This is a genomic window from Schlesneria sphaerica (genome assembly GCF_044336245.1).
Classification (GTDB): Bacteria; Planctomycetota; Planctomycetia; order Planctomycetales; family Planctomycetaceae; genus Schlesneria; species Schlesneria sphaerica.
The window spans coordinates 2,708,911-2,729,295 of sequence record NZ_CP172346.1 but is presented as its reverse complement, the minus strand read 5'-3'; the positions used below and the strand labels follow the sequence as shown (position 1 = coordinate 2,729,295).

At 56.2% G+C, this 20,385-nt stretch carries 5 protein-coding genes; 1 reads left to right on the top strand and 4 read right to left on the bottom strand.

Annotation, left to right across the window (positions count from 1 at the left end; genetic code table 11):
* Nucleotides 1-176 precede the first annotated feature (176 nt).
* From ACGY09_RS09945 to ACGY09_RS09935, 3 genes are all read right to left on the bottom strand, one after another.
* On the bottom strand, nucleotides 177-1,442 hold the full coding sequence (locus ACGY09_RS09945) for a tetratricopeptide repeat protein (RefSeq protein ID WP_397571418.1): 1,266 nt from the start codon (nucleotides 1,440-1,442) through the stop codon (nucleotides 177-179).
* A 534-nt stretch (nucleotides 1,443-1,976) separates the two neighbouring features.
* Entirely contained in the window at nucleotides 1,977-2,423 is a 447-nt protein-coding gene (locus ACGY09_RS09940) for a DUF423 domain-containing protein (protein WP_397571417.1), read from the bottom strand.
* 235 nt (nucleotides 2,424-2,658) lie between these two features.
* On the bottom strand, nucleotides 2,659-15,144 hold the full coding sequence (locus tag ACGY09_RS09935; RefSeq protein WP_397571416.1) for a DUF1583 domain-containing protein: 12,486 nt from the start codon (nucleotides 15,142-15,144) through the stop codon (nucleotides 2,659-2,661).
* 240 nt (nucleotides 15,145-15,384) lie between these two features.
* On the opposite strand from ACGY09_RS09935, the gene ACGY09_RS09930 reads away from it, so the two are divergent.
* The gene (locus ACGY09_RS09930; protein WP_397571415.1) at nucleotides 15,385-16,377 is read left to right on the top strand and encodes an AAA family ATPase; all 993 of its coding nucleotides are present in this window, start codon (nucleotides 15,385-15,387) and stop codon (nucleotides 16,375-16,377) included.
* 42 nt (nucleotides 16,378-16,419) lie between these two features.
* On the opposite strand, the gene ACGY09_RS09925 is transcribed toward ACGY09_RS09930, so the two are convergent.
* Nucleotides 16,420-20,163 carry an FG-GAP-like repeat-containing protein gene (locus tag ACGY09_RS09925; RefSeq protein ID WP_397571414.1) on the bottom strand — a complete coding sequence of 1,248 codons (3,744 nt, stop codon included), beginning with the start codon at nucleotides 20,161-20,163 and terminating at the stop codon, nucleotides 16,420-16,422.
* Nucleotides 20,164-20,385 lie beyond the last annotated feature (222 nt).

Sequence of the window (20,385 nt, the reverse complement as noted above, 5' to 3'; positions counted from 1 at the left end):
TCGCGCAAGATCCTTCATTCTCAAAAAGGGGGCATCCGCTGGAACGGCTTTGCACAGGGCAAACCTGTGCCGGCAGGAGATATCTCCCGCTGGCACGAGTTGTTGAAGCGGTGCCCGCCCGGCAGTTTCGCGCTTGGCCGCACGGTATCTTAGTTTCACCTGAATACAGACCGCCGTCAACGCAATCTTTTCCCAACTTCAGGATCCAGCGCCAATGCCTGTTGCATGGTGCTGTTCGCTTTTTCGACGAGGCCCTGTTCGGCGAGGACTTTGGATTTGGCGTAATAGGCTTCGGCGACATTCGGGTCGACCCGTCGCGACAACGCAAAATTCTCAATCGCCCGGTCGTAGTCTTTCAGGCTGAGGAACACATCACCCAAAACGGAATAGGCACCCTCGGTCGGTTCAATTGCCAGACAGGCCTCGGCATCGGTTCGGGCTTCGCTGATCGACTTGCGGCGCAAGTGGAGTTCGGCCCGAGCCGTCAACGCAGCGGTCGCACGGGGATTGAGCTTCAGCGCCTGGTTCAGATCCTCAAGGGCTCTGGATTGGTCGTTCACCTGCAGATAGTGATGTGCTCGCTGAGTCAGTTCGATGACTGGCTCCGCTGTGCTGGCGATAGCCGAGTTCAGTTGATGCAGTTGCACCAGCCACACAAGTTTCTTCTCGTCCGCCATGGCTTTGTCGATAGCGCCCTGCCGATAGTAGACCTCGCTACGGTGCTGGTAGTACTTAGGGTTGAGCGGGTCCAGCATCATTGCCTGAGTGAAATCGATGATGGCGTTTTCAAAGTCACCGACCCGCGCTCTTAGCAGACCACGGTTGTTGTACGCGTTGACGTACTGAGAATCGAACTGGATCGCCGCATTGAAGTCATTTAGCGCGTTCTCAATCTGGCCTGATTCCAGCTCCGCAAATCCGCGATTGTTGTAGGCGTCGACATACTGCATCTCGAGTTCAATCGCCTTGCTAAACTGCGTGATCGCCTCTTCATATCGTTGTTGAGCGATATAGACGAGACCACGGTTATTGTAGGCGTTGGTAAACCTGGGAGCTCGCTGCGTGGCTTGCTCGAAATCGGCAATCGCTTCGTCGAACTTTGACATGCTCAACGAGACGAAGCCGCGGTTGTTGTAGAGACGAGCGTCCTCTGGATTGAGCTTGATGGCCTGATTGAGATCCGCCAGGGCACCTTCATTGTTTCCACTACGATGGAAAGCGGTCGCCCGCAACGAGTAGAGAGTTTCGTCCTTCGGCCGTTGGTCGATCATCCCACTGAGTGCACTAATGGCACCATTCAGATCGCCACTTTGAAAGTAGGAAACGACTTCGGGAGGAAGTTCCAGATCCTTGGGGGCCTCGTCGTTCACTGTCGTCTTCGTTGTTGCACTACCGCATCCAACGGCAAAGGCCAGCATCAGCATCCATGCTATTCGTCGCATTTTTCGGCACTCCTCGCCATAGACAGAAATGAGAAGCCGTCGTGCGCCGCTTGTAATCGCGATGCCAAAATCGGTCAATCCCGGGTTGAAACCGTAACTCATCTGTTACAGGGATCTTGGGCTGAAATGGAGGGCGCCGCAGTCCGCAGAAACTGGCTAACTCTGTGTTCAGAACCGCTCTTACGAGTTCCAGAGCTGTTCTGAGCTTCGGATCACTCGACGACCCGCAAGCTTGAATCCCGACCCAGAATACGAGCGAACGACTGACGCGTGGCAAAGTCGGCGCACCACAAGAACCGCTGAGGCGTTACCGCAGCCGGGTTCCCCTGTTGGTTGGCGGCAGACGGGATCGTCGATTGCAATCACGACTGCAATCAGGACTGTGTTCCCTGGGACGAAGAGCGAGAGACGGGGGAGGAAGCCAACGGGATGTTGACCGAAGACATCCTCCGGTGATCAGTTCCCGTCTCCTTCTGGTGCGTCGACGGGCACACGGGAACGGCTACGATCGCCGGGGCCGTCGCTGATGTTTCGTCACGCCTGGGTCGGTTCAGCCAGAGGCTTCGTCGCGGCGATGGCGAGCGTGATCCAGCCAATGAGGAAGGCGACACCTCCGAAGGGCGTGACCGCGCCCCATTTGGTCACGCCCGTGAGAGTCAGCACGTAGAGACTGCCCGAAAAGAGCAGGGTTCCTGTGGTGAATGACCATGCCGCAATGCAGGCGGCGCGGGACGGTCGTCGCTGCATGACCAGGCCGGTCGCGATCAGGGCCAGGCCGTGAAACATCTGATACTCGGCACCCGTTTTGAAATCGTTTAAAAACTTGCTGGCCAGCGGTACTGTCTGGCCCGCCACAGTACGGGTCCCTCCGTCGTACTTCCGTGCGAACACCTGATCGAGAAAGTGAGCGGCGAAGGCTCCCATCCCCACCGACAGACCGCAAATCAGTGCTCCCAATGCAATCCAGCGTGATCCGGTCATGATACTTTCTTGCGCTTTCCGTAGGTGTTCGTAAGTCAGGCAAGGGATGCAGCGACTTCCCTCGATGCGGTCATCGTAACGCAGAGATTCCGTCCGTGCGAATCGATGCAGTCGATTGCGGGGACCACACTGCCGCGACCGGGGATCTTCGGCCGCGTCGCTCACCCCGTTCTTCTTCGCCCCTGCCGCGTGAGTGCTGCACGATAAGTGCAAGCAAACGAATTTTCGGGCGGAACTATTTCGATTGGCCACTGGACTTCAATGTGAAGCGAGTGAAGACGGCACTTCCCGATGATGTGGGCATCTCTGCCCGAAGGGTGAAGTTCCCCCCCGTGACGTTTCCGGTACCGATCGTTCCGGTGTAGGACAATGTCCACTCATCTGAATCGTCTCTTGCGATCAGGTAGTACGCCTTGTCACCTTTTCGTACCAGACGGAACCGGCCTGACGGAGCATTGTATTCTCCGTGGGTGTAAGTCCAGTCGTACTTGTCACCCGCATGATTTCCCAGCCCGGTGTAGGATGTGAGAATTCCGTCGGGCGCCCGACGGATTCCTGACATCATCTGGTGCGTATTCGCTGGTGCATTGAACGGTCCCCCGATATCCGCGAAGAGCTCAATTCGGGGAATTTGCCAGTCCTGCTGTTCGGTTCGGGATTCGAAATTGCGGTAGTCCATCGTCAGTTCAAAGTCACCGGTGAGGTCTGCGTCCCAGAGAAACCCGCAGCCAATTCCCTCAGCAGATGCATTTTCTCCGCGAATGATCTTGAGTCCATCGTCACGGGTTTCCACTGCATTGGGTGTCACTTTACCTGTCGGCTTGAGCGACGACGGCATTGGACTACGAAAATCCCAATCAATCCGCGTCTGCAATTCTCCCTCGGCGAATTGGAACGGCTTGGGGCCCATGTCCGCCAACTCCTGCTCCTGAAGCGACGGTAAGGTGCGTGGCCAGTTTCCCCGGTAAACAACATTCTTCACCCGGACGTCGGTCTGGTCGGCGTAGTGGAACAGGCCTAACTGTCGTTGATTTGTCAGTTCCACTGGCGACTCGTACACCTCGACATCATTTAACCTGATCGAGACGGTATCGCCTGTCAGCGTCAATTGCAGGCGATTCCAGTCATTCGGCTTGAAGGGAAGATCCGCGGGGCCGCGTCGCTCTGCAGCAATCACGGTGGAATTGGTGGGTGTAAGTGCTGAGGTTTCCCATTGCCCATCCGTCAGCCAATGCACTTTGACGCCGTCGGGATCCAGCAGAAACGACTTCCGACCGAGGGCAGGGTGAACCAGCGTTTGCCCGGGGACGTAGAAAAAGTCGTAACTCACGACGGAATCTTCGATCAGCGGACGGTGGTATCGCAGCAGACTCTGTCGTGCCCGGTCTGGGATCATCTCAAACTTGCGACCTTGAATTTCACCGTTTTCCAGCACCCAGGCAAGTTGTGAAGTATTGGGGTTTTGCTCGTTAGCCGACATCGGATCGTGGTACATGCCGGCCGTCCATCCGGTCAGTTGGTTCCCGGACGACAGTTTCAGTTCCTCGGGAATGGTCGGTTCACCTTTGATCCGGACCATCTTCGCGCCACCGGAGAATGTGCCCCAGCTCATGAGAGCTACCCAGGGGTCGGGATGATCTGGTAGAGCTTGCTCGAAGACAAACCGATCATTCAGGTAGTACTTTGAACGGCCCGGTTCGACAACCAGTTTCAGTCGACACCATTCGTTGAATTCCAAAGTCGGTTCGATCTTGGGACTCGACCAGTTTCCGATCAGGTTGCCCAATTCGACGACTGTTTTGGTGTATTGAGGACCGACCCACTGCGTGTTGTACATCAGTCGAATTTCCCTCCATCCGTATGTCGACACTTCGGCATCGACCGTGAACGACCCCGTCAGAGGAGACTGGAAGTACAAATAGTCGTGGCCATATCCCGCGAGATGAGAAACCCCCTCATCGTGGAACAGCCAGCGTGGAACAGGACCTCTGCCATGTGCGTCGGACCATTCGATCGAAACGGGAGTCCATTGCCCCTTAGGTGAGGCTGCTCCGGGGGGCGGGAACTGGTTTCTTTCCATCCAAGCCCGGCACTGATCTCGCAACCCGGTAACGCGGGCGTCCCACGCCTCCCCGAGACTTCTCTTGTGCTGCTGGTCGACCAGCAGGTTGAGAAGAGGCAAGGTCACCCCGCGAAGTTCCGCGTATCGCATTGCTTCGTCACTCACCAGCAATTCTGGCCAGCGATCGACGACCGAAGCGTCTTCGGGGATGGCCTGTGCGAGTTCGTGCAATTGAGGAATCAAGGCCGCGGCCTGTCCCAGATCCTCAGCGGCGATCGAAATCAGTATCTGAAGTGCCAGCTTTGATCGGACCGCGACAGGGGTCCGGGCAGGCGCCTCAGTTACCCGTTTTGAAAGCTCTTTCAGTTGGTTTTTCTGTTTTGCCAGATCCACCAGATCCAGGGCAGGGGCGAACACTTCCCCTCCTGGCCTTTGCCGGCGGAAGGTCAACGGACTGGAACTGGAGTCGTTTGTGAAGCGCGCTGCCAGCTGATTCGTACCGGTCAAATTGCTGTCGGATGTGAAACTCCCGTAGAGGCGAAATGTCCCATGATCGTCACCCGCCAGAACCCAGTCTGCCAGGCGTTCAAACCGCGCATCGTCCGGAAGCGAACGGAAGTGATTCAGCCGTTGATCCAACCCGTTGAAGTGAAACTTTTCTTCGATGGACTGGCTGAGTGCCTGTCTCTCTTCTCGCGTTCGCGGCTGAGTCGTCGCCAGAAGGTCGCCCAGCATCTCTGACGTGACAGTCTGGGGCCAGTCCCCTTTCAGGACGACATTTCGGACCCGCACAGAGGAAGATCGCTTATCATGATAAAAGCCGAACTGTCGGGAATTATCGGATTCCATCCGTCGCTCTGCGACAACGCTGCCGTTGAGCATGATGGAAAGGAGGTCGCCATTGAGGGTGAGTTTGACCGAGTTCCAGTCCTGCGGCTTTAAACTGACTCGACCACGCTGCATGTTCTCTTCGGTCAGTACATTGCTCGCATCAAGTCCCGCGTAGCCTTCCTCGATAGAGTTCCCCTCCGTCATCCAGTGTAAGTGCACGCCACGCTCGTCAAGCAGGAATGCAAGGCGATCCATCGTGGGGGCCACGTTGACACCGGTGACTCCGGGTTCGTACCAGAATTCGTAGTCAATCGTTTCTCCCTCCAGCAAAGGGCGATCGTAGTAGATCCGGCTTTGTAAGACGCCTGGGCTACCCAGTCCTGAGAAGGGGAGATAGCGTCCGTGAAGTTCCCCATCTCGGGCGGACCAGTCAGGATCGGTGATTTTGGCGAGAGGTTCTCCGTTATTACCTTCCGCGACGTGGTCCGGATGGCGGAAGGGACGCGTTTCTCCATAGAAGTCACTATCCCATCCCAGCAGGGAATCTTTTTCGATCAAGGTCACTTGCCGGGGAATGACTGGGTTTCCGGTGATCTTCAAGTTGGTCATTGCCGAGTTCCATTCACTGCTTCCAAAAAGAAAGAGGAATGGTGATGTGCTGGTCGACCGGGGCTCTGAGTACAGTAAGACATCATTTGCGTAGTAGCGGACTTCTTTGCCGGTGACCTCAAGCCGCGAGCGATTGAACCTTTCCTGCATCATCGGCGCAGGGGGCTTTCTCACCGTATCGGTGCGATTGCCAAGCGAGGTGAACTCGGCTTTCGAAGCGAGCTGCAAGGCGTTGAACAGGACACCCCCATAGCCCATCGCGCTCTCGGCAAAACGGCCCACCCAGGAATCGAACGAGACGGTAAATTCTCCCTCAAGCGGGTATTTAAAGTAGAGCTCGCTGCCACCGGGACCACAGACATGGCTGACGACGTCTTCGTGAATGATCCAGAGTGCGGGCAGGGGGCGGGCGGCTCCCGCAACGGCATGAGGGTTGGCTGCCGATGTCCAGTATTTCAACCCCTGATCCCAGGGCCGATCTGCCATTCGATCGGCGGCCGCAGAGCCGGTAAACGGAGCAAAGCTTTCTCGCCGTGCCAAAGACATCTGCCCTAAGTCGCGTATTCTTAACGTGGCCGCGACGGACTGTCGTGCCAGTTCCCGCCCGTTGTCGCTGAGGTGCGGATCAGCGATGGCGGCGTGAGCGACGAGCAAGTCTGTCGTCGAGAGGGGACTCGACGAGGGGGTCTGAGACGAAGCAAGTGCTTTGCGTTCGTCGATTAACTTAAGTAACGCCTCCTGAGCCTCAGTGCTCTTTCCATTTGCGATCCGTACCAGCATTAAGAGTGGCGCGGCGTTCTCAATATTCTGTTCTGCGAGAGGTGTCAGCACCGCCTGCAGCTCATCGAGTTTATCTGTCTTCGCTGCTGCGGCGATCAGTAATTCCGCGGTGCTCATGACCTGAGAGGACCTTGGTCCCCTGGGGGCATTTCCTCTGAGCGAATCAAAGCTCCCGGGGGCATGATCCCCCTGGACTACATCGGCAACAATTCGTACAGAGTTTCGCTCGGGGGTCGGCAGTGACCACTGCAGCAGCAGTTGATAGCGCTCCGCGTCGGGCAATGAAGCAAGACCTGCCAGGATGATTCCCGCAGACCGACCCGCAGGTTCCCGTCCGTAGTTCGCATTGAACTGCGTGTCGGCGTACTGGCCCAGGCATTTGAGGAGTTCCGTCCGTAACCCCGCACGAGCGTATTCCGCGGCGACCTTAATGGATTCCGCCCGGAGCCGGACTTGTCCGTAACCTCCGGAGTATCGGGCATACATCGGGATCAGAGAGTTCAGGTACTCTTCCAGGTGCTTCTTTCCCGCTTCCGTATTCTGATTGGCAAAATGGGCTCGAGCCAGTTTAAACCGGTACGTGCGCAACGGTTCTTCTTGTGCGTTACCCCGTCCGAGCTGAGAATTCTGCGTAAAATGTTCGACGGCCCGTTCGAACAGCTCCATTGATGCGGGATGGGAGCCGAACTGACTGAGAGCGGGAATGGCGACATGGCAGGCGAGTTCGCTGGAGTTCTGCAGAGTGTCCTGCTGCAGCCGCTGATTCAGGATCTCAAGTTGCTCTGTCGCCAGTGATTTATCGCGCGTGGCCAGGGCGATCTGGGCGAGCAGGACACGAGCCGAGAGTTCACCCAAAGGCTGTGTCAGCTTCGGTTCAATCAAGCTCTTGAGCTCGTCGACCTTGTTCGCTCGGATGGCAGAGAGTACCAGCAGAGATCCGACACTTTGAGGGGGCTGCGAGGGATCAACCGTGAGAGGCCGCAGATATAAGAAGACTTCAAGGGGCCGTCGCTCGGGCAGCACGGCACTCTTCAGCATTGAATACACGGCTTCTTCAGGAAACGCTTTTTGACGCCACAGATGTTCAATCACCGTTAAGCGTTCAGAGACCTTTGCGTAGACCTGGGACTGATCGTCCTGCTGAGGATTGCTGACTGTCGCGAACGGCTGATTCGGGTTGATGGCTTGAAGGGCATTTAAGGGGGGGCCTGATTGAAGTGCTTTTGACATGGCCTTGATCGACAGTTCCGTCAGTCCATTTTCCGCTGCCAGTTTCGCGATTTGAGTCGCTTTCTCGAACTGGTCGAGCGTTACGACGACTGACTTCATCGGCGGCGCCGGGGCAGGCTGTACGGACTGAACCTGGATTGCGTTTTGTCCGATGATCGCTAATGACACCATCATTTCCCAACGCGACAACATACGACGGGGCGCGGCCCGCTGAGTACTTCGATCGATTGAAGAGGGGATCTGGAATAGGGGAGTCTGTCGGGACGTGAATCCGGATCGATCGGCTGTCGGCAGCGACGCAGGCGTAACGGCAATCTTCGCGGGAATCACCGTGGCTGCTTGGTGTAGCGGTGGGACACCAAGAATAGTTTCCTCCAGGTCCTTGCACTGCGACGTGGCGTGTGAAACTGTGACGTGATTGCCAGGACGGACAGGATTGAACCCATTCAAGCTGGTTTTCGGCTCTTCCGGCTTCTTAGGCTTCTCGGGCGGTTTCGGAATGATGACTTCCAGCATTTCCGCCCAGCGACGTTCCGCTGCTGCGGGATCGCCCCTTTCCAATTCCAGTTGACCCCATTCCCGGAGGAGCGCCAGTTCAAAGCCTCGATCTGCCTGGCGCTGGGCCGCTTCCAAGGCACGTTCCGCCAGTTTCACACCGGCCGATCGCAGTGACTCCTGCTTGATGCAGTCGCGGCCGACGATCCAGAGACCGATCTGTGGTTTGGCTGCATCCCGCTGCGCGGCGGTGAACGTCCCCTTTTCCGGTGCGGGGTCGAGGGGCGTCCGTTCGACCAGGTCCACCAATTGCGTCACTGCCGTCTGGTAATTGTCGGCATCATTCAGCGCCTTCGAGATCTGAGCGACCAGGATTGACTGCGAAATATCATCAGAGCTTTTCGAGCGGAGTTCGCTGATCGCTGTTTTCGTCTTGTCAACCATTTCGGGGCTTGAGGTAATTGTCGTAACCAGGTTGGCAAGTGCGCTCGACATCCGCGTTACGTCCAATTCGCGGGAATCGATGATCAGCAGCAGATCGATTGGTTCCTCCTCCTCTTGCTGATCCGATTTCCTGCCGGAAAGCAGTTCGGGTAAGGCCTCAGGCTTGAGCCCTTTTAAGGCGGTCTGGAATCCCGTTTCGAGCTGCTTCTTTAACCGCTCGATTTGTTGAGCTCCGCTCGATCCCCCTCCGTAGACTCTGACTGCCGCAGTAAAATCTTCCGCTCTGGCAAGTTGTCCCTGATACACTCGAATAGCGTCCATCGGGAAACCGAGTGTGGAGATTTCCTGGCCGAGCGAAATGGCATTATTGATTCGCTGATAGGCTTCGTAGTCTTCGTTGCCGCGATGGCGAGTTGGCCTGGGTTTCGTGGCCTCAAGAATGATCCGACGAGCGTCCGCCTTGCGGCCTTGTTTGGTATAGAGGGATGCCAACGGCTTGCCAGGGGTGTACTGAAATTCGTTCTGCGTCATGATATCGGGATCTTTGCAGGCCGCTTCGAAATACCGGATGGCAAGTTCGGTACATTCATCGTGGGCTCGAAGTTCCTGGCCTATTTCCCATAGGGTGTAGTTTCCACGTTGTTGGCCTGCCTTGATCGTTTGTAAGACCGTTTCGAGAGTCTGTTTGCCTTCGGCCACTTTACCCCGACGCAGGTCGATCAGCGCCAGCAGGGCTTTGCCCCCTTCCCAGTGTCTGACCTTCTTCTGTGCGGCAACAATTTCTTCTGTCAGCTCGTCGAGCTTTTTGTTCGTCGTCGCAATCGTGAGGAAGCGGTTGATCAGCGTCTTGATCTGTCCGTCACCGCTGTAGCTTTGAATCTGCCCGAACCCATGCCATCCGTTGGACTGCTGGAGCGACGTTTCCGAAGGGATAATTCCCTGTCGGGCATAATCATAGATTTCCGGCATCTGCCAGAAGATGTCGTTATTCAGACTTGAGAGGAACTGTTGCCGCTGGTCGGGTAATTCTTTCCAGGCACGCTTGAATAATTCGACGGCGTGATCCCGTGTCTTGTCCTGGTAGGAAAGATTGCTGATGACGTTGGTCAGTTCCCAGGGGTTCTGACGAAATGCTTTGAGATCGAATTCCTTCAGAAGGGCGACCAGATCATCCATTTTGTCCGCATTTTGGAACGTATTGATAATCTGATAGAAATTGTTCCTCGCCAGTTGAGGATCTTTTTTCAACGCGACTTTGAAGTGTTCGACCGCTTCCTTGTGCTTCCCCTGCTGCAATAGCTGCTGGCCGAGAGCATAGCGGAATGCAGGGTCATCCTGTTTCGTCTCCGAGATTTTTGCCGTCAGCTCTTCGACTTTCTTCGTGTCTCCATTTGCTGTGTAGTACTCGATCAGAGTCTCGGTCAATCGCTGGGAATTGGGTGCTGACTTAAGCTGGTTTTCCACCTTCTTGATCATCTCGGGAAGCTTGCCCGATCGCTTCAGGACCATCAGGGCCTGTTGCCGCGTCCCGTTATCACCAGATCCCATGCCGCGCCGGCGTACGGCGTTCAGGACAGTCGAGGCATTGCTGGGAGACCGTCTGAGAAGTTGATGCGCGATTTGCGTTGCCAGATCGTTCTTTCCCTGTGACTGATACTGTTGCATCAGGCTGGCCAGGACGTCCGTTTTGTTTCCCGCTTGTCGACCGGCGCGGGACAGCACCGCTTCCGCCTGTTCATGCATCCCAAGCTGGTGCATCTGCTGAGCGAGCTGGATTTGCAGGTTTGAATCCAGCCGCAGCCCAAACAGTCGCTCTGCCGCCGTCCGGGCACGTTCAATATTTCCGCTGTTCACTGCCATACGCAGGGCAGTGATCTCACGTTGCTGAAGGGCCTGCTGGTCCGTTGCAGAAAGTGAATCGATAATGGCCAGGGCCTGATCGTGTTCCTGTCGCTGCTCATACAACCGGGCAAGTTCAAACTTCATTTCCGGATTTTCATGAAGTTGCTCTGTCGCTTGCGAGAGTACGGCAAGTGCTTCGTCCTTGTCGTCCGTCCACCAGTGCAGGTAGGCGAGCCCGAACTGCCAGAAGATCTTCTCGCTTTCCTTCATTTCCGGCGTCGCGACCTTCTGCTGGAACCGGGCGATGAGATCTTTCAAGGCCTCTGCGTCTTTGTAGATCACATAGATTTGGCGGAGCATTTGAAGTGTCGCCTGATCGTAGATCCGGTTTGCGGCAGGAAAATCGAGGTTCTCGTACTGCTGTTGATTTCCTTTCCACACATAGACGTAGCCACGCTGCTGATTCTGAACACCTCGCTGCGAGGCACTTCGTTGTGCGATGGCCGCAGGCGATTGCTGCTGTTCGTAACGTTGGATCGCCGTTTTGAGGTACCGATCCCAAAGTGGCAGGACGTCGCTGATCCCGTTCTTCTTTTGAGCACGGCGCGCCATCAACTGCGCGAGAATTTGGGACTGGTAATCCGGTGACTGGATGTATTGCGCGTAGTTGAACGATGCGCTGGAACCGCCAGTCTGGTTGCCCGGCGTTTCCGTCTTCAACGCGAGCATACGATCGAGCAGTATCATGGTATTTTCAAAATCGTTGCCTTGGATCAGCGTGGGAAGCAACATTGCCAGCTGCAGTGGCTCTTTGGCTTCTTCCACGGCCTTCTTCTCGAGCTGATTTGCTTCCTCACGGCGACCGCACCGCTTCAATTCCATGACGACTTGCTGCAAAAAGTTCTGCCCGTAACTCATTGCCGTCGTGGAATCGTCAATCGATCGATAGCACGACAGAACATGCTCCATCTCGTCGTGGCTGAGGGCCGCCAGTTTTGGATATCGGGGCTGAGATTCATCCGGGGTCTCGCCTTCGACAACGGGATCAACCGGAGCTTCTTCCTGATCAGGTTCAATACCGCGACCATTCAATGAAGCAAGATACATAGATTTGACTCCCGCATCCGCGTCGGGGCGCATCGAGAGTTTCTTCAGGATCACGTACATCGGTTTGGAATTGTTGGTCACCACCGAAAGGTAGTACCAATCAAAGAGTTCACGCTCTTTTTCGGATGCCTCGCCGAGTTGCCGCTGTTCATTGAGGAATTCAGCTTCCTTCCCCTCATGACGCGCCAACGAAGTTAACCAGCCCAGCGAGGCCATGCGGGCCGTGCCAAAATCCGACGGGATCCAAATCGGCTGCTGCTGGCCGCCGTAGTAGTTTTCGTTGTCCAGGCCGACCGCCTGACGAATTTGCCAGCTATGCTGCGCCCGCTGCATGAGGGGGTTGAGTGTCTGCGACGGGGTGACAAGAGCGCGACCGCGGCCTTGTGGTTTTTTACCCTGGCTCTGCCCGGCCAGACCCAGTTCATCATCCTTGAGTTTCAGTGCCAGGATCGCTTTGAACCGTGAGCGAGCTTCGGCGGCATTTTCATTCTCGGCTGACTTGGACTTTGCCAAGGCCACACCTTCCCGGTACAGCAGTTCCCAGTTTTTGGGCTGATCTCGTGTCAGTTTCTGGAGGATGCTCAGTGCCTGGGCGTAGTTCTCTTGCTTCAGCATGGCATCGACCGACTTGAGAACGGTATCGGGGTCTTTTTCTTCCGCTATGACGCGACTCATCAGTGCATAGGCTTCGTCTTTCTCTCCCCACTTCATCAGCAGTTGCGCCAGACGCATGTTCGAGTCTTTGCCCGGTGATGACTTCAACAACTGCTGCTGGAATTTGACGGCAGCTTCGAGATCGCCTTCCGATTCGCACAACTTGACGAGCTGCGACAACAATTGGATATCGCGTGTGTCTTCGGTAAGCAGTTTCTCAAGTTCCTGACGTGCGTTCCCGTCGTCGCCGGCGGTCTGATAGACCTGCGCAAGGCAGATCGTCATTTCACGTTGACGGTTTGGTTCACGGCGCAGTCGTTCCAATCGCTCCAGCAGTCGGTCGAGCTGATTGGTCTGCAGGTAAAGTTCAGTGAGTTTAGGAACCACGCCCAATCGGTCTTCGAGGTTCCCTGCATTGTCGAACGCCCGCCAGTACAGTTCGATGGCTTCGCCCGTACGAAACTGCTCACCCAGGGCCGCGGCGAGTAGCAACAGGCCTCTCGGTTCAGAAGGATTGACCCGGACAGACCGTCGCAGTGCGGACAATCCCTCTTCCGTTTCCCCCAGTTGAAAGCAGAGCTGGCTGAAGAACTCATACCCTTCCGGGTTGCCGGGTGCCGATGCAATCAGATCGCGACCTGCCTGGACGGCCTTGTCACGTCGTCCCAGCTTCTGTTCAAGCTGAGCAACCTGTTTCAGATATTCGGTACGGTAACGGCGATCGATGGCTGCCAGTCGCGTATTGACTTCCACCGCCGCCAGCAGATTGTTCTGCAGCTCTTGAATCCGGGCGGATGCCATCAGGACAGGTACCGACTGAGGTGAGATCGCGCTGGCTTTTTCGATCGCTTGAGATGCTTCTTTCAGTTGACGCTGGGATTCGTAGGCCCGCGCGAGCCAGTACCACTGCTCGGCATTCTCGGAATCCTTCTGGCTGGCAAGTTCGACAATTCTTTCTTTTAACTGATCGAGTGCTTCCAGTTCGCGAAGATCGCGGACGATCCAGGCTTCGCGCTCTTCATCATTGGCAGCCAGTTTCTGGACAAGGGCAAGCTGCGCGTGCGCTTCCTGATGTTTGTCAGCCTGGCTCAGCAGGTCCACCTGCTTGACTTGAAGTGAAAAATTCCGGGGGTCCAGTCGACAGGCTTCTGCGTTGGTTTCGACGGCTTCTGCGAGATAGCCAAAGCTGGAAAGAACTTCTGCAAGACGGGCGACGTTCGGAGCGGTCTTCAGCTTTCCGTCCGCGATCTCTCGCCACGTCTTCAGTGCTTCGTCTTTCCGGTCAAGCGAGTGATAGTATTCACCGAGGTATTCACGATACTGACTCTGATCCGGCGCAAGTTCGATGGCTCGCTTGTAGAACTCGAGAGCTTCGTCTGTCATGGCGGCCTGCCGAAAGAGTTCGCCGACCTGCGACGTGATGAGCGGGTCTTTTGGTTTGGCTGCGGTCAATCGTCGCCAGACAGCAGCAGCGTCGGCTTTTCGCGTTGCCTCGTCACGTGCGGTATCTTTGAGGATCAGACGGCCCCATTCGCGAAGTGTGTCTGGATTGTTCGGTTCGATTTTGTCCAGTTGCTCGTATTGGGCGATCGCCTCTGCATATTTCTGTTCGTACGTCAGTTGGCTGATCAGGGCATTTCGCAGTTCTTTCTTCTTCGGTGCCAGCTTCAGCCCCTTCTCAAGCCACGCCTGGGCTTCGGGGGTGCGGCCCATCCCTGCCAGCAGGCGAGCCAGTCGCGAGACCGCTTCCAGGTCTTCTGGCTTCCGCTTGATCCAGTCTTCGTAGTACGAGACCAGTCCCGACTGGTCGTCTGTTCGCAGGTAAATCGCTTCGATCCGGCGGCGGACCTCCCGGTACAACCAATTGTCGGGGTTCAGTTGTGAGAGAAGTTTTTCAAACTCGTTAATCGCTTCGGGAGCTTTCCCCAATTTGACCTTCAGTTCGGCAGCTTCCATTTCGAACAGCGATTGCCGGTACTTATCCTTCGTCATTTTGGCGAGAGCCTGGAAGCGGGGCAGAGCGGACTCGAACTGGTTCTCTTCCAGCAGCGTCGTGGCGATCTGCTCCTGCACCCGAGCATCATTGGGAAATTGCTTTTCCAGCCGATTCCAGACCTCCAGTGCCTGCTCGGTTTTCTGAGCACGCTGATAGACGCGACCCAGTGCCTGAAAAACGTCCAGCAGGTCGGCCTGAGCGGGCTTGCGCTTGATTGCACGTTCGAGCGCCTCGGCGGCTTTATCGGGTTGCCCGATCAGCACGAGAGATTGACCCAGATAGTAAGACGCCATCGAGTCGCCTGGGGCAGCTTCTTCGGCCTTTCCGAATGCTTCGACTGCAGCTGCGTCCTGACCCCGGAGTGATTCCAGCAGTCCAACGATCATCCAGGCAGGCCCCGCATTTGCCGGTTTGGCCCCCGTTGTCTTCTGTCGATAATCCTGAATCAGTTTTTCGAGTGAGCCCCGTTCCACGTGATAGCCATAAACTTTATCCAGGGCCGTTCCACGACGCGGGTTCTTCTCCAGTACTACCACGAAGCGATCAATGATGCCCTTTTCCCGGACCTCGTCTTGATCTGTCTCCTGACCGATTACGGCAGAGACCATCCAATGGCAGCACAGGAAACCAACGAGAACAAGACGCGACCCACCAGAGAAAGTACTGATCACAATGGCCTCCTGTAGATATGTTTTCGAGAGCCGCTTCGATCGATTGGACTATTCAAGAAAGAGCAGGGCTGTTCGGGTCCCCATAGAAGAGATGGCCCGATGAGCTGGAAATTTTTGTCTGAGGCATTTTGTCTTGCCGTGCTTGCGTTGGGAAGCGATCGGCGGCAGAATTTTGCCACACAGCGTTCATGACGCCGGTGCAAGGGCGACTCAGGTCTGTTCACAAACCGAAAGGCACACATGTCGACGACCGCAGAAACGCAGCAATTGTGTGACCAGTTTCGCAGCGATTTCACTAAGCTTCGCGACGAAATTGGTAAGGTGATTGTCGGCAACGAAGACATAATCCGGGGTACACTCATCTGTCTGATCGGTGGCGGCCACGTCCTCCTGGAAGGGGTACCCGGGCTGGGGAAAACGATGCTGGTTCGGACCCTGGCCGATGCTTTGCATCTCAAGTTTAACCGCGTTCAGTTTACCCCCGATCTGATGCCTGCGGATTTGCTGGGGACCAATGTCGTTCTGGAAACACCTGACAAACAGAAGAAGTTCGAGTTCCAGCAGGGGCCCATCTTTACTAACGTCCTGCTAGCCGACGAAATTAATCGTGCTACGCCGAAAACCCAGTCTGCACTACTGGAAGCGATGCAGGAGCATACGGTCACGATCGCCGGGCAGACCTATAAACTGCCTGAACCGTTCTTTGTGCTGGCCACGCAGAACCCGTTAGAAATGGAAGGGACTTACCCCCTTCCTGAAGCACAACTCGACCGGTTCTTCAGTAAGCTCATCGTCAAGTTCCCGGATCTGTCAGAACTTGAGACGATCCTGGACCGAACGACAGAAGCAAGAACTCCCCGCGCGGAACCCGTTCTTGTCGGCGAACGGATTCTTGCCATGAGTCAGTTGGCCAGACAGATTCCGATTGCGGACGATGTCCGCCGATATGGAATCTCGCTCATTCTGGCGACGCATCCCGATCATCATGCAGCACCCGACGTCACCAGGCGATACGTTCGTTACGGCAGCAGTCCGCGTGGAGCCCAGGCCCTGATCCTCGCAGCAAAGATCCTGGCCATTCTCGATGGGCGGTATCATGTTGCGCGAGATGACATCAAGGCGGTCGCACTGAACGTGCTGCGCCACCGCATCATCCTCAACTTTGAGGGGCAGGCGGAAGGGGTCCAGACTGACACGGTCGTCCAGGGCATTCTGAAAAGCGTCGCAGGATAAGTCCTTACACTTAGCCTCTGAGTTGACGAGCACCGTATCCGGCTACTGTTGGCGGATCTGATTCCAGAACTTCGTTGGACTGCGTTTGCGTGTCTGGTACTCACGCAGATACTGCACGTATTCCGCATCGTGCGGTCGCGGTTCTCCATCGCGATGTGCGTAGACGGTCATGGCTTCAAACGGCAGTGGTTCCACGACGTCACCATAAACCGTGTTCAAGTCGGCGTCTTTGTCCCAGCCTACGGAGTACAACACAAAGTCGCGAACCCACCCTGGGGGCAAGGGTTCGGCGGGTTCTGCGAAGGCAAGTTGAATCTCGTCCCCTGAACCGGTCACCACCAGCTTGTCATCGCGCTGTGTCAGCAGCGGCAGGACGTCGCCGAAGCGAGTAAAGTTGCCAAACATGGGGGGCCATGCTTCACCTTGAACCAGGTCATGATAGTCGAACTGATCGGGACCATTTCCGGTTGCTGGCCAGGAACGACGGGAGACCCCGCCACGGTCAGAGACGACAGCACGGACCAATTCCAGTTCCGTCTGCTTGAATGTCACCGTTGGGTCGTCAACAGTAAAGAAAACCGCGTCCCAGTAAATTTCTATGGTTGAAACGATCCGCAGGCGATGATCGTCGCCTGTGAACAATCCAGAAAGATCGACGGCGATCGTTTTTGTTTTCCCGCCCGGGAATCCCATGAAGGGCCTGACTTCCTGCCAGACACCCTGTGCGTCTGGAACGTAGATCGCCGGAGGGCGAGGTCGTGGCCCCACTGGATTTTGGGAAAACTGGACGCTGAGTGACGTGCATCCCGGATACATCCATCCTGTCAGAAACAGGGTGATCTGCTGTTTGCTGTGGTCACTCGATTCCGGCATTGGACCGAGGTCAAGCTCTAGAAAGTGCTCTTCCGTCAGACCTTGAGCCAGCCGGTGCTCGAACGTTTTCGTGTAGATCGCGTCACGCGTGTCGATCTGCTGCAAGAGATCGCGACCCTGCGGATCGCGAGCGGCAACCGGCCTCAAAGGTTTCTGCACTGTATGAATCTTGGGGGATGCCAGCTCGGCCGGTCCCACTTTTTCATTGGTGTAGATTTCGGTTCCGGCGGGGTGGTCGACGGCGAATAACTTGAACTGATCAAAGTATTCCGCTTCCCACAACTCTGCAGTGACCCGTAACTGGTACTCGCTGTCAACCGATTTCAACTTGGTGCCGTCGATCTTGATGTACTCCCATTCCCGCCAAGGAGCAATGACATGCTCGGCAAACTTCAATCCCAGAGGAGCATTCCAGAGCAGGTCGGTCACGAATTCGAATCGTTCGCCGTTCCACGTGTAGAGGTAGGGGCATGATCCGACGAGAAGCTGTGGGATCGAGAGTTGCTGGTTGGGATTGGGATTCACCACATTGGTCGGAATTCCGTTTGTCCAGAGGACCCGCGCGACATCCGCTCGCTGGTTGGGGCCGAGTCCGAAATGCGTGGTACTCTCCGTCACGATCTTGGACTGGTACCGCGCACCGGCCTTCAACTCCACCAATCCTCCCAGGTTGATGTGGTTGGTCCTCTTGTCGTTGTTTTGCTCTCCGGGTTTGACCTGATATCCGATCAACTGGATCTCTTGCCAGCCGTTCCCAGGATTGTCGGACTCGCGGCACTGACTGGAATAGCCGGTGACCCCCGCAGGCTGTACGGCAAGCAGATCCAGGTCGCCGTCGTGATCGAGATCTCGGACAACAACTCGTGCGGTTCCTGCCAGCCAGTCAGCGGCTGCCCGTGGAACTTCGGTGAATCGGCCCTGTCCATCACCTCGAAAGATGGTCGCATGGGTGGCATCGATCAGAATCGCATCCGTGGTTCCGTCATTATCAAAGTCACCGAGGCTCGCTGCTTTGATGGGGCTCGAACCCAGGCTGGATGACTGGACCTTCGTCACCGTACCACCTGGCGAAATGCGCGTGGTGGTGGCCGTCGCTCCGTCGGGGCCTGCCGACAAGATGTCCCAGGAAAGGTCACCGTTAAAATCACCGATGACCAGTGATGTCGCGTTCTTCAGGACAGAGAATTCGTCCAGCGAGTGAAACCGGAGTCGACCATGGCGAATATTCTCCAGCCATCCGGCACCTTCCGAGGTGGCGACCAGCAGATCGACGTCAGCGTCTTTGTCCCAGTCGACGATGGCCAGTCTGGTCACGGCGACGCCATCGGGTGGCAGGATCGACCGTGATGTCGTATCCTCGAATGTCATGTTTCCCCGGTTCGAGAAAATGCGAACACCGGTTGCTGTCGCTGCGACGAGATCCAGATCCCCGTCGTTGTCGACATCCACCACACATGCGGCAGTGACATCTTTGACACCCTCAAACGCGTCGCCTGCGGCTCGTGTGACGAGAGATCGACGCTCCGATTGAGGTTCTTTTTTATTCTCAAATAGCTTCAGCCCGGCGGCACCGTACAGGATCACATCCGGATCAGCCGTGTGAGTCAGTCGGCTCAGGCGGTATTCGTGTTTGAGGGCGTCTGCGGGTTGCTGTTCGGTAGGAAAGTTTTTGACCTCCTGGTCGACATCATCATCGAAGTCATAGGCGAGGATTCCCGAATAGTCTCCTCCCGTTTCGGATGTCGCCAATTGGTCCCACGTTTGCCCGTCACGGTTTCTCTGCCAGATGACGATGTGGCGATCCAGCAGGACCATCAGATCCGGGTCGCCATTCAGATCGAAGTCGGCGATGGCCACATCGCGACTTCCCGCTGCCTGCAGGTCCTTTCTTTGATCGGCCATGGGTTGGAAATGTACGGCGTTTGGAAGCGGGCCATCGGGCTCGGGCAGGTCTGCACGATCCTGGAAATCTTTGCCGAAGTCGAGCAGCAGATACTCCAGCGAGTCCAGTGCGACGAACCGCTTGTCGCGCGCCGCTTCGGAGATAATCAGGTTACGGAAGATGGTCATTGACCGTTGAGCGATCTGCCAATTCCCTTCCTGCGCTGCCATTGCAGACTTTTCCAGAATGTCGTGCAAATCGATGCGCGTATTCGTCTTGATCGTTTCAACGAAGGGGGCGATCGTCTCCTGCACACGTTTCACCTCGCTCGCGAATTCCGGATCCCGGCGTTGCACAAGCGTCGGCAGCCAGTCTTTGATGACGAAAAGGTTATTCGACTCTTTCTGATAGACAGTACGGAGTGCCTTGAATCCTTCCTCACCCAACTGTTCACCCGGAAGGACCTGGCTCAGCGCGAACAGGTCGTAGAAGGGGCCGACCGATCCCGGATTGAGACGAATCGCTTCCCGCAGTTCCTGCAGCGCAGTCTCGTTCTGATCCTGTTTGAGTGCGACCCTGGCTGCAATGAGGGGACCGATGAACGAGTCGGGGTCTGCACTGCGGAAGCTTTTGATTGCTTCATCGGCCAGGGTAGAAGCCTGTGCGAATCGCTGAGGATCGCGATGCTTGTCGAGTGCGTCGAGGGCCAACTGACGGCTGATCGCCAGGTTACGCGGCCCAAAGGGATCCGCTGGCAGCAACTGAATGATTTCCGTTAGCGCCGCATCGGCTTGTGCGAACTCGTGGTTTTCCAGATTGCCAAGCGAACGATTTCGCAGTTCGGACAACTTGATCGAGTCGTCGCGACTGAGCTTGACGGTCTCCGGCAGTAGGGGATCGACACCGGGGCCCCGATCGAGTTGAGGTGCGATGGCAAGCCACGCCACCGCCAGCAGCGACGCAGCGACTCCGGTGAGCAGAAAGGGGAGCAACCACAACGTGTTCTTGTTTCGCGCCGGAGGGGTGTCCATAGCGTCGCTTCTTGGCTGAGGAGAGGAATTTCTCGAAATTACGCACAGAGTAGGAAGTCGATCACAGTGATGCCAGTTCACCCCGGATTCGCCCTCTTTCCGGGGAATCGACCTCAGCCTTGAGGCAAGGAAAGGAAGCATAAACGGAAATAGATGCCTTGTTCGGGCAGGGGGAGTCACGGCATAATGGCCCCGACTGAAGGGAACGTTCAGTCAGCGTTG